Annotated in this window: 10 protein-coding genes and 3 pseudogenes; 8 read left to right on the plus strand and 5 right to left on the minus strand. The window is 64.7% G+C overall.

Going from position 1 to position 14,797, the window contains the following annotated elements; genetic code table 11:
- Positions 1-15: 15 nt before the first annotated feature.
- From QFZ33_RS22800 to QFZ33_RS22810, 3 genes and pseudogenes are all read left to right on the plus strand, one after another.
- The gene (locus QFZ33_RS22800; protein WP_214858219.1) at positions 16-825 is read left to right on the plus strand and encodes an IclR family transcriptional regulator; all 810 of its coding nucleotides are present in this window, start codon (positions 16-18) and stop codon (positions 823-825) included.
- A gap of 286 nt (positions 826-1,111) precedes the next feature.
- Complete coding sequence (locus QFZ33_RS22805; protein WP_307031249.1) at positions 1,112-1,243, plus strand: hypothetical protein; 132 nt, start codon at positions 1,112-1,114, stop codon at positions 1,241-1,243.
- A 33-nt stretch (positions 1,244-1,276) separates the two neighbouring features.
- A pseudogene (locus QFZ33_RS22810) lies at positions 1,277-3,176 on the plus strand (BCCT family transporter).
- A gap of 176 nt (positions 3,177-3,352) precedes the next feature.
- Here the strand turns inward: QFZ33_RS22810 and QFZ33_RS22815 are convergent.
- Positions 3,353-3,676 (minus strand): DUF6457 domain-containing protein, encoded by a 324-nt coding sequence (locus tag QFZ33_RS22815; RefSeq protein ID WP_307031253.1) that lies wholly within the window; start codon positions 3,674-3,676, stop codon positions 3,353-3,355.
- A 353-nt stretch (positions 3,677-4,029) separates the two neighbouring features.
- Here QFZ33_RS22815 and QFZ33_RS22820 point away from each other — a divergent pair, with 353 nt between their 5' ends.
- From QFZ33_RS22820 to mshA, 3 genes and pseudogenes are all read left to right on the plus strand, one after another.
- Positions 4,030-5,169 carry an S-(hydroxymethyl)mycothiol dehydrogenase gene (locus QFZ33_RS22820; RefSeq protein WP_307031254.1) on the plus strand — a complete coding sequence of 380 codons (1,140 nt, stop codon included), beginning with the start codon at positions 4,030-4,032 and terminating at the stop codon, positions 5,167-5,169.
- Entirely contained in the window at positions 5,166-5,786 is a 621-nt protein-coding gene (locus QFZ33_RS22825) for an MBL fold metallo-hydrolase (protein WP_307031256.1), read from the plus strand. Before QFZ33_RS22820 ends, QFZ33_RS22825 begins: the two co-directional genes overlap by 4 nt.
- Positions 5,787-5,876: 90 nt before the next feature.
- Positions 5,877-7,134, plus strand: a pseudogene (gene mshA, locus QFZ33_RS22830) (D-inositol-3-phosphate glycosyltransferase).
- A gap of 88 nt (positions 7,135-7,222) precedes the next feature.
- Here mshA and QFZ33_RS22835 read toward each other — a convergent pair.
- Positions 7,223-8,309 (minus strand): annotated as a pseudogene (locus QFZ33_RS22835) (inositol-3-phosphate synthase).
- 483 nt (positions 8,310-8,792) lie between these two features.
- Between QFZ33_RS22835 and QFZ33_RS22840 the strand changes: the two are divergent.
- Positions 8,793-10,259 (plus strand): MFS transporter, encoded by a 1,467-nt coding sequence (locus tag QFZ33_RS22840; RefSeq protein ID WP_307031258.1) that lies wholly within the window; start codon positions 8,793-8,795, stop codon positions 10,257-10,259.
- Positions 10,260-10,331: 72 nt separating this feature from the next.
- Here the strand turns inward: QFZ33_RS22840 and QFZ33_RS22845 are convergent, their stop codons facing one another.
- The 3 genes from QFZ33_RS22845 to QFZ33_RS22855 form a co-directional block, all read right to left on the minus strand.
- Positions 10,332-11,276, minus strand: a complete 945-nt coding sequence (locus QFZ33_RS22845) for a glucose-6-phosphate dehydrogenase assembly protein OpcA (protein ID WP_307031260.1) — start codon at positions 11,274-11,276, stop codon at positions 10,332-10,334.
- Entirely contained in the window at positions 11,273-12,832 is a 1,560-nt protein-coding gene (zwf, locus tag QFZ33_RS22850; RefSeq protein ID WP_307031262.1) for a glucose-6-phosphate dehydrogenase, read from the minus strand. The genes QFZ33_RS22845 and zwf overlap by 4 nt, the downstream gene beginning before the upstream one ends.
- A 216-nt stretch (positions 12,833-13,048) precedes the next feature.
- The gene (locus QFZ33_RS22855) at positions 13,049-13,729 is read right to left on the minus strand and encodes a GntR family transcriptional regulator (protein ID WP_307031265.1); all 681 of its coding nucleotides are present in this window, start codon (positions 13,727-13,729) and stop codon (positions 13,049-13,051) included.
- Positions 13,730-13,850: 121 nt separating this feature from the next.
- Here QFZ33_RS22855 and purU point away from each other — a divergent pair, with 121 nt between their 5' ends.
- Complete coding sequence (gene purU, locus QFZ33_RS22860) at positions 13,851-14,765, plus strand: formyltetrahydrofolate deformylase (protein WP_307031267.1); 915 nt, start codon at positions 13,851-13,853, stop codon at positions 14,763-14,765.
- Positions 14,766-14,797 lie beyond the last annotated feature (32 nt).

Genomic DNA, 14,797 nt, shown 5'->3' on the forward strand with positions numbered 1-14,797 from the left:
GCATAGGATCAGGACATGGCTTCGAACAATGTCCTTGAATCCGACGCCGAGGGCGAGGGCGGCCAGCAGGGCGGCGTCCAGTCCGTCGACAGGGCGCTCGCTGTGCTGGAGATACTCGCCCGCGACGGCCATGCAGGCGTGAGCGAAATCGCCGAGGAAATGGGCATCCACAAGTCCACAGTTTCCAGGCTGCTCGGTTCGCTCGTAGTCAGGGAGATGGTCCATCAGAACAGCGAACGGGGCAAGTATCAGCTGGGCTTTGGCATCCTTCGCCTGGCCAGTTCCATTCCCGGCCGGCTGAGCCTGGTCCGCGAGGCGCGCCCGGTACTCGAAAACCTGGCCGAGGAATTCAAAGAAACCGTCAACCTCGCCGTTCTCCGCTCCAATTACGCCGTCAACGTGGACCAGGCCATGGGGCCATCAACCCTGGCCACCTACGACTGGGTGGGAAGCCTGACTCCCCTGCACGCGACGTCGAGCGGGAAGGTCCTGCTGGCAGCGCTGACAGCAGATGAACGGGAGCGCATCCTGAAAGAGACAGGGCTGCCGGCCCGGACACCGCGGACCATCACCAGGCGCGACAAACTCGAAAAGCAGCTGATCGACGTCGCCCACGACGGCTATGCAGTGGTCCTCGAGGAGTTCGAAATAGGGCTGAACTCCATGGCGGTGCCGGTCTACAACCACCTGGGAACGGTGATCGGCGCGGTCAGCATCTCCGGCCCGGCTTTCCGCTTCGACCCGGAGAAGACACCCGGCCTCATCGAGGGCCTGGGCCAGGCTGGCCTGCGGATCAGCGCCAACATGGGTTACACGCGGCGCTAGTCTGGCTCCTGCACCATGTCACTCGGGCCGGTGTTGGCGCCGCAGAGGGCCACGCAGACCTTCTCCTTCGATGAAGCTTTATGCGTCGCACTGCCCATCGGCCCCTGATGCGTCGAGGTATCTGGAAACTGCTTTGTGCGCAACGGGACTCACCATAGGCAACAGACTCCGCATCATAGGCCCGCTGTCAAGAGGGGGCGGCAGCCAGAGAAATGTTCTTGACAACGCGTGTGAGCTGGCGCACTCTGTTGCTGAAGGCGAAGTGTGTTGATTAGTGCGGAACCAGATGGCAGACGCTCCGGCGAGCTGCCAATCCGCATTCACGAGGTCAGGATCGTCGACGGCGACCGTCATGACCATCGACTCCGAGGACGAGCCGAACCTGACGCCGGGCGTAAGCGCCTGCGGCCACGGCTGAGCCGTCCCACATATTCAGTTAAGGAAACCCCTCATGACAATCAATAGTGACGTCACTATCGATGAAAGCAGTGAAGACGACCGGGCCTCGGGGGTGGAACCGGCGTTGGAACGAGAACCTGAAACTCCCCAGGAAGACCTGCAAATCCTTCAGGCCCTGCGGGAAACCGAATCAGAACACGAAAGAAGCGCGGCGCAGCAGCCAGCTGTTCCGGAAGGGAGGCATCGACAAGGTAGTTTTCGGCGTCGCCGGACTGCTCACGGTGGCCTTTGTAATCTGGGGCTTTGCCGGCAAGGACAACCTGGCCTCCACGTCCCAAGTGGTCCTTGACTGGGTCATGAAGAACACGGGCTGGCTGTTCGTTGCCCTCTCCTCCCTGTTCGTCGTCTATGTGCTATGGCTGGCGCTCAGCCGCTTCGGCAACATTCCGCTGGGGAAAGACGCGGAAAAGCCCGAGTACTCCATGGTCTCGTGGGTCTCGATGATGTTCGCGGCAGGCATGGGCATCGGCCTTATGTTCTACGGCGTGGCCGAGCCGCTCTACCACTACATTTCCCCGCCGCCGGGCACCGTTGACGGCCAGACTCCCGCGGCCGTCCAGACGGCCATGGCAACATCGATCTTCCACTGGACCCTGCACCCGTGGGCCATGTACGCGGTGGTAGGCGTTGCCATGGCCTACGGAAGCTACCGCCTCGGCCGCAAGCAGCTCATTTCCACGGTCTTCACGTCGCTGTTCGGCATCCGCAGGGTGGAAGGCCCCCTCGGCAAGGTCATCAACATGCTGGCCATCTTCGCCACACTCTTCGGAACCGCCGCATCGCTCGGACTCGGTGCTCTGCAGATCGGCAGCGGCATGGCGTCCAACGGCTGGATCAGCGGCCAGCTGGCCACGCCCGTACTCGTGGTGATCGTTGCCGTGCTTACAGCCTGCTTCGTGGCCTCGGCGGTCTCCGGCATCAGCCGCGGCATCCAGTGGCTATCCAACATCAACATGGTACTGGCCGCAGTCCTGGCCATCATCGTGTTCGTGGCCGGGCCAACGCTCTTCATCCTGAACCTGATCCCGGCGGCCGTCGGCGACTATGCACGGGACCTGGCCGAGATGGCCTCCCGGACTGAGGCCGTCGGCGATGACGCCCTGCGCACGTGGATGTCCGGCTGGACCATCTTCTACTGGGCCTGGTGGGTCTCCTGGACGCCCTTCGTTGGCCTGTTCATCGCCCGCATCAGCCGCGGCCGCACCATCCGCCAGTTCGTCACCGGTGTCCTGCTGGTCCCCAGCATCGTCAGCGTAATCTGGTTCGGCATCTTCGGCGGGGCCGCCATCAACATCCAGGCCACCGCAGACGCCACCCCGGACACCGGCGATGGCCTGGCCAAGATCGTCGACGGGACTCCGACGATTTCCTTCGACGGCGCCCTGTTCGACCTGCTGCACCACCTGCCCCTGCCCAACGCCATTGCCGGCGCGGTCGCCGTCCTGGCGATGGTCCTGGTGGCCATCTTCTTCGTCACCGGCGCCGATGCGGCCTCCATCGTGATGGGATCGCTCAGCTCCGACGGTGCTGAAGAACCACGCCGCGGAGTCGTAATCTTCTGGGGTGCCCTCACAGGTGCCGTGGCCGCAGTAATGCTCCTTGCCGGCGGCGACAAGCCTGCCGAGGCGCTTGCCGGACTGCAACGGATCACCATCGTGTCAGCCCTGCCCTTCGTGCTAGTGATGTTCCTGATGTGCTTTGCCCTAACGAGGGACCTGCGCCGGGACCCGCTGTCGCTGCGCGCGCGGCTGGTGACCTCCGTCGTCGAGCGCTCCATCCGCAGTGGGGTCGAACAGCACGGCGGCGTCCAGTTCGACCTGGTCACCAAGCACGAATGCGATGAACGGTGCGCCAAGAGTGAGCTTGATCCGGGCGGGGACAAGCACCACTAAGTACGACGCGGCCGGCTCCCGAAACCACCGGGAGCCGGCCGCTCTAACGCTGGGCCTCCTATACAAACGCACTCGCGGCCCACACTAGGAAAGGCATCTCATGTGGCATCGGCGCCCACAAAGACACCCGTTGAAATCGAATCGGATGAAGAACGCTCCGTTGATGACTGCGACTATCAGGACTGTTTTTTCTGTTCCGGCCCCGAGACCGACTGACTGCTGGCTCGCTGCTCGCACAGCCCGAACGCGATATCTGCGGCCCGGGCGGTCGCCGATCTGGACCCCTCAGTACCAGCGTTTCCTCTTCCGGCTTCCTGGCCGGCCATATAGCCCACCAGGAAGGCTGTCACCGGTGCTGCAGCATGAATTACTGAATCCGCAGATTTCCTCGCCACATCCAGCAGCAGCTCTTGATCGACGTCGAGATCAGGGATCTGCAACGCCCTCGCTAACTGCTCGCACCACTCGCCCAGGATCTGCATTTCATCGCTAACGGCCATGACTTCTCCTTATACAGAACACTTCCACTGGAAGCTGATGCACCGACCCTACAAGGCTATGACGACGTAAGTCACCGGGCTTTCCTAAACTGCGCCGTCATGGAACACGTCCGCCTTTGCCGTTTGGACCGGGTACGTTGACGTCAGCAATTCCGCCGCATACGATCGCTTATATATCAGTCATATGGCTCGCAAATATCAATATTATATCAGCCGCCCATGGGCCGCTGCGCCGAAGCCTCAAAGACGTCCGGCGGCCACCGCACGCTCCCCGCGTGGACAGCGTTGATGCCCTCCGCAGGATGACGGGTCAATTATGACCGCCGAAGTACACCCGAAAGGAACACTAACTCATGGTTCATAAAGTCAAGGCTGTTGTTGTCAGGGCGAAGGACGCTCCGGTGTCGGTGGAGACGATCCTGGTGCCGGATCCGGGGCCGGGGGAGGCGCTGGTGGATGTCCTGACGTGCGGGGTGTGCCACACGGACCTGCATTACAAGCTGGGCGGGATTGGTGATGAGTTCCCGTATCTGCTGGGTCATGAGGCCACCGGTGTTGTTTCCGCGGTGGGTGAGGGCGTCACGGAGGTCGCCCCGGGTGACCGGGTGATCCTGAACTGGCGTGCGGTGTGCGGGCAGTGCCGGGCGTGTGCGAAGGGCCAGCCGCAGTACTGCTTCAATACCGCGAACGCGGTGCAGAAGATGACCCTGGAGGACGGCACCGAACTGTCCCCCGCGTTGGGGATCGGGGCGTTCGCGGAGAAGACCCTGGTCGCTGCCGGGCAGTGCACCAAGGTCGATGAGGACGCCGACCCGGCCGCGGTCGGGCTGCTTGGCTGCGGTGTGATGGCCGGCATCGGCGCCGCGATCAACACCGGTGAGGTCAAGCGCGGCGAGTCGGTGGCCGTGATCGGCTGCGGCGGCGTGGGCATCGCCGCGATCGCCGGCGCCAGGCTCGCCGGGGCCACCACGATCATCGCCGTGGACATCGACGAGAACAAGATCGAGATGGCCAAGACCCTCGGCGCGACCCACGGCGTGAACTCCCGCACGTCCGACCCGGTCGAGGCGATCCGGGCCCTCACGGGCGGGAACGGCGCCGATGTGGTGATCGAGGCCGTCGGCCGGCCCGAAACCTACAAGCAGGCGTTCTACGCCCGCGACCTCGCCGGGCGTGTGGTCCTGGTCGGGGTGCCGACCCCGGAAATGGTCCTTGAGCTGCCGTTGCTGGATGTCTTTGGCAGGGGCGGGTCGCTGAAGTCCTCCTGGTACGGGGACTGCCTGCCCTCCCGCGACTTCCCCATGCTCGTGGCCCACTACAAGGCCGGCAACCTGGACCTGGACGCGTTCGTTTCCGAACGGATCACCATCGACCAGGTCGAGGAGGCCTTCGACAAGATGCACGAAGGCAAGGTCCTGCGCTCAGTTGTGGAAATCCAGCCCGCAGGAGCCTCCGCGGCGGCTGCTGCCGAGCCGGCGGTGGCCTCGGCATGAGCGTCACCATCGAAAACCTCGTCACCTCGGGCACGTTCTCGCTCGACGGCGGCACCTGGGATGTGGACAACAACGTCTGGATCGTGGGCAACGACACCGAGTGCGTGATCATTGATTCCCCGCACGACGCCGCCGCGATCATCAGCGCCGTCCGCGGCCGGAAGGTCAAGGCGATCCTGCTCACGCACGCGCACAACGACCACATCGGCGCCGCCCGCGACGTCGCCGACGCGGTCGGGGCCCCGATCCACCTGAACCCCGAGGACCAGGTCCTCTGGGAACAGGTCTACCCCGGCACCACCCCCGACCAGACCATCACGGACGGGGACGAGTTCCAGATCGGCGGGGCGGTGCTGCGGGCCATCCACACCCCCGGCCACTCACCCGGCTCCACCAGCTTCCACCTCGCAGCAGAGAACACCGTGTTCACCGGAGACACCCTGTTCAACGGCGGACCCGGCGCCACCGGCCGGTCCTACAGCGACTACCCCACCATCCTGACCTCCATCCGCGAACGGCTCCTCACCCTCCCGCCGGAAACAACCGTCCGGACCGGACACGGCGACAACACCACCATCGCCGCCGAACGCGAAACCCTCGCCAAAGTAGCCCAGTAAGGCGCTGCCAAAGTCGAACGGCCCCCGTCCTGGAGACGGGGGCCGTTCGTGTACCCATTAACAGAGCTAACAGACCAAAAGGAATGGGCCGTGACCCCAATCAAGCGTGTGGCTTTCCTGTCGCTGCACACCTCCCCCATGGAACAGCCCGGTTCCGGGGACGCCGGCGGCATGAACGTCTACATCCGCGGCCTCGCCTCGGCCCTGGCCGAATCCGGCATCGAAGTGGACATCTTCACCCGCTCCACGTCGGCCGGCCAGCCCGCCGTCGAACATCCCAGTCCGGGAGTTCATGTCCACAACGTCACCGCCGGGCCGCCGCGCAGGCTGTCCAAAGAGTAACTGCCGGACCTACTGCACAGCATGGTGGCCGAGATCCAGCGGATCTCCGGGCGGCAGCCGCACGGCCGGTACGGCGTCATCCACTCCCACTACTGGTTGTCCGGCCTGGTCGGGCTGGAGCTCTCCTGGCTGTGGGACGTTCCTTTGGTTCACACAATGCACACCATGGCCAAGGTTAAGAATTTGGTGCTGCAGTCCGGTGAGGAGCCCGAGCCGCGGCGCCGCGAGGAAGGCGAACACCGCATTGTCGACGGCGCCACGCGCCTGATTGCCAACACCGGTGCCGAGGCTGCCGAGCTGGTTTCGCATTACGGCGCCGACGCCGAACAGATCGATGTCGCTCCCCCGGGCGTTGACCTTTCGGTCTTCACGCCCGCGTTCCGCAGCCGGTCCCGCGCCGACCAAGGCATTGCACCGGGCACCTTCCACCTGCTGTTCGCCGGCCGGATCCAGCGGCTCAAGGGGCCGCAGGTCCTGATCAGGGCTGCCGCCCTGCTCCGCCGGCGACGCCCCGACATCGACCTCAAACTGACCGTTCTCGGCGCGCTGAGCGGCGCCCGGGACTTCGACCTGGACGCGATTGTCACCGCCGAAGGAATGGACGACGCCGTCACTCACCATCCGCCGGTCGGCGCACCGGAACTGGCCTCCTGGTACCGCTCGGCCGACGTCGTCGTCATGCCCTCCTACAGCGAATCGTTCGGGCTTGTGGCCTTGGAGGCGCAGGCCTGCGGCACCCCCGTGGTCGCCACACGGGTGGGTGGCCTGTCCCGCGCCGTCATTGACGGCCGCACCGGGCTTTTTGGTGGACGGCCACCACGCCGCCGGCTGGGCCGACGCCCTTGAAGTCCTCCACGACGACCCTGCCACCCGCCACAACATGGGCGCCGCCGCCGCCCTCCGCGCGGCAAACTCCGGCTGGCAACGAACCGCCGCCGTCACCCTCGACAGTTACCACTCCGCCGCGGCACAGCGCCTCAGCCGCCTCGCAGTCATGGCCGGGTAGCTTCCGCATCCCTTAAACAGCGATGCTCCCCCACAAGTGAGGGAGCATCGCGTGAAAACCTGCAGGACCTGAGGAAGGGTCCGGAGGTTTAGCGGTCGAGGTCGCCGCGGATGAAGGCCTCGACCTTGTCGCGGGCGAGGTCGTCGTTGAACTGCTCCGGCGGGGACTTCATGAAGTAGCTCGAGGCCGACAGCAGCGGGCCGCCGATGCCCCGGTCCAGGCCGATCTTCGCCGCACGGATCGCGTCGATGATCACACCGGCGGAGTTCGGCGAGTCCCAGACCTCCAGCTTGTACTCCAGCGACACCGGGGCGTCGCCGAAGTTGCGGCCCTCCAGGCGGACGAAGGCCCACTTGCGGTCATCGAGCCACTGCACGTAGTCGGACGGGCCGATGTGGACATCCTTCGCAGCCAGCTCGGCCTCGACGTTGGAGGTCACCGCCTGGGTCTTGGAGATCTTCTTGGACTCGAGCCGGTCCCGCTCCAGCATGTTCTTGAAGTCCATGTTGCCGCCCACGTTCAGCTGGTACGTGCGGTCCAGCGTCACACCGCGGTCCTCGAACAGCTTGGCCATGACGCGGTGCGTGATGGTGGCACCGATCTGGCTCTTGATGTCATCACCCACGATCGGCACACCCGCGGCGGTGAACTTCTCAGCCCACTCCTTGGTGCCCGCGAGGAACACCGGCAGGGCGTTCACGAACGCCACGCCGGCGTCGATGGCGCCCTGGGCGTAGAACTCCGCGGCTTCCTGGGACCCGACCGGCAGGTAGCAGACCATGACGTCAGCCCGGGGCGTCCTTGAGCGCCTGGACCACGTCGACCGGCTCGGCCGGGGACTGCTCGATGGTCTCCAGGTAATACCGGCCCAACCCATCCAGGGTGTGCCCACGCTGGACCGTCACGCCGGTGGGCGGAACGTCTGCGAGCTTGATGGTGTTGTTTTCGCTGGCCAGGATCGCATCGGCCAGGTCGACGCCGACCTTCTTGCCGTCCACATCGAACGCGGCCACGAACTGCACATCGTTGACGTGGTACTTGCCGAACTCCAGGTGCATCAGACCCGGAATCGTGGCCTGAGGGTCGGCATCCCGGTAGTAATGGACACCCTGGACCAGCGAAGCGGCACAGTTACCCACGCCAACGATAGCTACACGAATCGGATTTGAAGACACGGAACTCCTTTGGAGGAAAAGCTGTTGCCGGGAGCGGCCGAGGATGGCGGAGCTGGAAGGCAGGGAACTTAGCGATCTCGGACCATTCGAAGCACCGCCCCCGGCAGTCCCGATCTCATCCGAATACGCTGCCCTCTATCTTCCCCTGCACGCCGGGCTGGGCGCCATGCCATGATCGGGCGGTTGCACCTACCCAAACGGGTGGGTGCAGGTGCGGGCCACCCACAGCTGCGGCACCAAAGTCATCTTCTTGACAATGCACTGTGAGCTAACGCACGCTGTTGCATAGGCCGAAGCCTGTTGATTACTGCGGAACACGAGAGGATCCCACGTGCTTGCGCACCTCCTGACGAACAAGGTGCTTTCTGCACACGCCCTGCCCGCCGATGAGTCCATTCCCGGCAGGCGCGCATGCGGGGTCAATCTTCGTCAGCACGGGCGTCCAGCGCCTGGATGCCCGCCAATATTCAGTAAGGAACCTGTATGACGATCATAGGTGATGTCACTACCGATCAAAGCAGCAAAGATAGACAGTACTCCCGCCGGCTCACGACGTCCGACATCAATGTCGTGGACCAGCGGATGCTTAAGAAGGCCCTCGGTGGCACCATCGTGGGCAACACCATGGAGTGGTACGACGTCGGCGTATTCGGCTATCTGATCACCACCATGGGACCGGTGTTCCTGCCGGAAGCGGACAGGACCGTCCAGACCCTGTTCCTGCTCGGTACCTTTGCGGCAACTTTCGTTGCCCGCCCGATCGGCGGCGTCGTGTTCGGCTGGCTCGGGGACAAGGTAGGGCGCCAGAAGGTACTCGCCGCGACCCTTATGCTGATGGCGGCCAGCACCTTCGCCGTGGGCCTCCTGCCCGGCTACGCGCAGATTGGCATCTGGGCGGCCGCGCTGCTGGTTCTCCTGAAGCTCGTTCAGGGCTTCTCCACCGGCGGCGAGTATGCCGGCGCCACCACGTTTGTGTGTGAATATGCCCCTGACAAGCGGCGCGGCTTCTTCGCCAGTTTCCTGGACATGGGCTCCTACATAGGCTTTGCCCTGGGCGCTGCCACGGTCTCCGTCCTGCAGGTCACCCTCGGCGAGGCCGCCATGGAGGAATGGGGCTGGAGGCTGCCATTCCTGGTGGCCGGGCCGCTGGGCCTGATCGCCATCTACTTCCGGAACAAGATCGAGGAATCCCCCCAGTTCCAGGCAACCCTTGGCGCGCAGGAGGCATTTGCCAGCGAAGCCGCCGCAAGCGATAAGGCTGTTGCCAGCGGTCCGGTGGGCATCATGAGAACCTACTGGCGCCCGATCGTGCTGGCCATGATCCTCGCCGGCGCTGCCAACACCGTCGGTTATGCCCTGACGTCGTACATGCCGACATACCTGACCGAATCCAAAGGCTACGACCCCGTCCACGGCACGCTGCTGACCATCCCGGTCCTGGTGGTGATGGCACTGTGCATCCCGCTCACCGGCAAGCTTTCGGACCGCATCGGCCGGCGTCCGGTGCTGTGGATCGGTGCCGGAAGCACCGTCCTTTTTGCCGTCCCCGCGTTCATGCTCATCGGAATCGGCGACGTCTGGTCCACACTGGCGGGCCTGTCCCTGGTCGCCTTCCCCGTCACGTTCTACGTGGCCAACCTCGCGTCAGCACTTCCGGCGCTGTTCCCCACCTCAAGCCGCTACAGCAGCATGGGCATCGCCTACAACTTCTCTGTGGCGATCTTCGGCGGAACCACCCCATTCCTGGTCCAGGGCCTGATCGCGGCCACCGGCGACGACATGGCCCCGGCCTACTACCTGATGGCGACGTCGGTTGTCGGTGCGATCGCCATCTATTTCCTTCGTGAATCCGCCGGCCGCCCGCTGCCGGGCTCCATGCCGAGCGTGGATACGGAAGCCGAGGCGCAGGAGCTCATCGCCTCACAGGACGCCAATCCATTGTGGCGCTAGCCGCGCTTTCCACACAGCAAAGTGCCCCCGTCGTAGTGAACGACGGGGGCACTTCCTTTGAAGCCAGCCTCTTTAGACCAGCGCCAATAGTGGCGCATCCTCCCAGTCCCGCACCAACTCAAGCGCTCCCAGCACGAGGCCGAATACCTCGTCGGGGTCGAGGCGGCGGAGTTCTTCTGCGAGGCAGTCGCGGAGGCTGCGCCGCGGGAGGGAGATGCGCTGTGCGGGCTGGCCGGGCTGGGTGAGTTCGGCGATGGAGAGGCCGGGGCGGAAGAGCTGGACGTCACCGCTGGTCCGGGTGAGCCGGACCCGGCGGATGCCGGTGCCGGCGGGGTCCGCGACGATCGTGACGGGGGCGTCCAGGGACAGGGTCAGCCACGCCGCGAGCAGGATGGTGCTGGGCGAGTCCGAGGCGCCTTCGACCGCGACGGCGGTCACGGGCGAGGTGTCGGCCTGGTCCAGGACGGCGGCGAGCTGGATGCGCCAGTTCGTCAGCCGGGTCCAGGCGAGGTCGGTGTCGCCGGCCTTATAGGTGTTCCGGATGTTTTCCAGCGCGACCTGGGGTTCGGCCTCGTTCGCCGAATCGGTGATCCGGCGGTGCGCAATCCGCCCGATCGAGGTTTCGGACGCGTTCTTCGGTGCCCCGTGCGGCCACCATGCCACGATCGGGGCGTCGGGCAGCAGCAGCGCCGCGACAAGGGACTCGCTCTCCTCGGCGAGTTCCCCGAAGCCGCGCAGCACGATGACCTCCGAGGCGCCGGCGTCCCCGCCGACCCGGATCTGCGCGTCGAGCCGGTTCGGCGCGGACGAGCCGGCGTCGGCGAGCACGATGATCCGGCAGGGGTGTTCCCGGCTGGCCTCGTTCGCGGCCTCGATCGCTTCTTCCTCGAGCCCGGATTTGGTGACCACCACCAGGGTCAGGACCCGGCCGAGCGCGATCACCCCGCCCTGCTCACGCAGGGACTGGATCTTCTTGGAAACGTTCGAGGTGGTGGTGTTGGGCAGGTCTACGATCATGGCCTTCTCCAGGTGCGTCCGTCGCGGGCTAGCAGCTCATCGGCCGAGGCCGGGCCCCAGCTGCCGGGCGCGTACGGCTCGGGCTGTTCACCCAGCCCGGCCCAGTACTCTTCGAAGGGGTCCAGGATCTTCCAGGACAGCTCCACTTCCTCGTGCCGCGGGAACAGCGGCGGCTCACCCAGGAGCACGTCCAGGATCAGCCGTTCGTAGGCTTCGGGGCTGGACTCGGTGAACGAGTGCCCGTAACCGAAGTCCATGGTCACGTCCCGGACTTCCATCTGGGTGCCGGGGACCTTGGACCCGAACCGGATCGTCGCGCCCTCGTCGGGCTGGACCCGGATCACCACCGCGTTCTGCCCGAAATCATCATCGCCGTGGTCACGGAACAGCAGGTTCGGTGCCCGCTTGAACACCACCGCGATCTCCGTCACCCGCCGGCCCAGCCGTTTCCCGGCGCGCAGGTAGAACGGCACCCCGTTCCAGCGCCTCGTGTTGATGTCCACCCGGATCGCGGCATAGGTTTCGGTGGTGGAGTCGGCCGGGATGCCCTCCTCCTCCAGGTACCCCTGCACCTGCTCCCCGCCCTGCCACCCGCCGGCGAACTGGCCGCGGGCCGAATGCGTGGACAGGTCCTCCGGGAGCCGCACGGCAGCGAGGACCTTTTCCTTCTCCGCCCGCAGGTCATCGGCGTTGAACGAGATCGGCTCCTCCATCGCCGTCAAAGCCAGCAGCTGCAGCAGATGGTTCTGGATCACGTCCCGGGCCGCGCCCACCCCGTCGTAATACCCGGCACGGCCGCCGGTGCCGATGTCCTCGGCCATGGCGATCTGCACATGGTCCACGTAGTTCGCGTTCCACAGCGGCTCGAACAACTGGTTCGCGAACCGCAGCGCCAGGATGTTCTGCACCGTCTCCTTACCCAGATAATGATCGATCCGGAACACCGCGTCCTGCGGGAACACCGACTCCACAATGTCGTTCAGCTGCCGCGCGGACTCGAGGTCATGCCCGAACGGCTTCTCGATCACCACCCGCCGCCACTTCTCACCCTCGGCCTGCGCCAAACCGTGTTTGGACAGCTGCCGGCAGACCTGCTCGAACGCCTTCGGCGGGATCGAGAGGTAGAACGCGTGGTTCCCGCGGGTGCCGCGGTTCCCGTCGAGTTCCCTGATCGTCTCGCCGAGCCGCTCAAAGGCCGCATCGTCATCGAACGCGCCCTGCACGAAGCGGATGCCCTCGGAGAGCTGGTTCCAGACCGCCTCATCAAACGGCGTCCTGGCGTACGCCTTCACGGCGTCCTTCACCTCGGCGGCGAAATCCTCGTTGTCCCAGTCCCGCCGGCCGAAACCCACCAACGCGAAACTCGGCGGCAACAGGCCACGGTTGGCAAGGTCATACACGGCAGGCATGAGCTTCTTACGGGCCAGATCCCCCGTGACTCCGAAGAGCACAAGCGAGGACGGCCCGGCAATCCGGTTCAGCCGCCGGTCCCGCGGATCCCGCAAAGGATTCCCGGACCGGCCCGCTGACCTTCTGCCGTTCAAAGTATCTGGCATGGTTAATTCAGTGCCTTAGCTCTCAGTGGCGGACGCGCGCGCAGTTGCGGATGCGGCAAGGCGCAGTTGGCCACAGGGTATTTGCTCTAAGGCTGTCATCTGCCCTGGTAGCGCTCCACCACCAAACCGGGCGGCGCCACCCATCCTTTAGGATGGGCGCGCTTCACGACCGAGAGGCAACGTCCCGCCGTCGTCGTCGCCAGGTAACAACAAGCGCTAGGCTGCGAACAGTGCCGTCCGCACGGCCTTCTCAAAGCCGTCGACGTGAACGCGGGCCAGTTCCGCGGCCTGGGCCTCGTCCCCTTTGATCACTGCTTCAAGCAGGTCGACGTGCTCATGCACGTGCCGGGAAAGATTTGGCAGCCGGTCCAGCACCATGCACCAGATGCGCGTCGCGAGATTGTCGTAGCGGATCAGGACGTCTTCCAGGTGCGGGTTCGCTGCTGCAGCATAAATTCCCTGGTGCACCCTGGCGTCTAGCCGCAACGTCTCCACCACAGATGCGCTGTCCACGTCGAAGGACTCCACTTCCTCCACGATGAGGCGGAGACGCTCCCGCGCTGCGGCGGTGGCCACCCGGGCGGCACGGGCGGCAGCAAGGGGCTCCAGCTGGGCCCTGATTTCCGAAATGAACGCTAGGTCCGTGACCTCCACACGTGTTGCGAAAGTACCGCGCCTTGGATAAGTCACAACGAGCCGGTCCACTTCAAGCCGTTTTAGCGCTTCCCTGATCGGAGTGCGCCCGACGCCGAGCTCCTTTGCAAGCCCCTCGTCGTACAGCGGATCGCCAGGCCGGATCTCCAGGGTCAGCAGGCTGTCGCGGATCCGTTCATAGGCCACATCGGCCAGGGACCTCGAACCTCCGGCCTCCGTCACCGCCAAAGCTTCAAACGCCACCGCTCCGCCTCTCCTGTGGGCCAACATCTGACTATTGACCTCATTCGCTCACCAGTATACGCTTTCCATCACTGCTGATATATCAATAAGGTTATCAACTATATATCTAAAGGATTTCGATATGACCGTTGTGGACACACCCACAGAAACCCGGCCGGCTCCGCAGACCGCAGCCTCCGGAGAAACCAAAACCGGCAAGTTCGTACTCACACTGTCGTGTGTCGAACGTGCCGGCATCGTGCAGGCAGTAACCACGTTCCTTTTCGAACGCGGATTCAACATCGAAGAGCACCAGCAGTTCGACGACGGCCTCCGCCAGACCCTGCACCTGCGCACGGCCTTCTCGGGTGCGACGGAACACGATCTGCAGACTCTCGAAGAGGAGTTCCGCCCCATCGCGGAACGCTTTGACATGAAGTTCAACGTCCACGACGAGACCAAGCACCGCATTCTGGTCATGGTGTCGAAGTTCGGGCACTGCCTGAACGACCTGATTTTCCGCTGGCGTGGCGGCAGCCTTGGCGGGGACCTGGCGCTGGTGGTTTCCAACCACGAAACGCACCGGGCAATGGCCGAGGCTGCCGGCCTTCCGTTCATTTACATCCCCGTGACCCCGGAAACCAAGCAGGACGCCGAGCGGCGTCTGCTGGAGCTCGTGGACGAGTACGACATCGACCTCGTGGTCCTGGCCCGGTATATGCAGGTGCTTTCCGATGACCTGTGCCGGTCCCTCGAGGGCAGGGCCATCAACATCCACCACTCGTTCCTGCCGGGGTTCAAGGGCGCACGCCCCTACCACCAGGCCTACGACCGCGGCGTCAAGCTTGTGGGCGCAACGGCCCACTACGTCACCGCCGACCTTGATGAGGGCCCGATCATCGAGCAGGAAGTCATCCGGGTCGACCACACATATGGACCGGGCACCCTCTCCACCATCGGACAGGACGCCGAAGCCCTCGCCCTGTCCCGCGCTGTGCGCTGGCACTGCCAACACCGGGTACTGCTGGACCAGACCAGCACAATCGTCTTCCGCTAAAGCAGCCACGTACAGGCCGCGAAAGCCCACTA

This window comes from Arthrobacter globiformis, assembly GCF_030815865.1.
GTDB classification, from domain to species: domain Bacteria; phylum Actinomycetota; class Actinomycetes; order Actinomycetales; family Micrococcaceae; genus Arthrobacter; species Arthrobacter globiformis_B.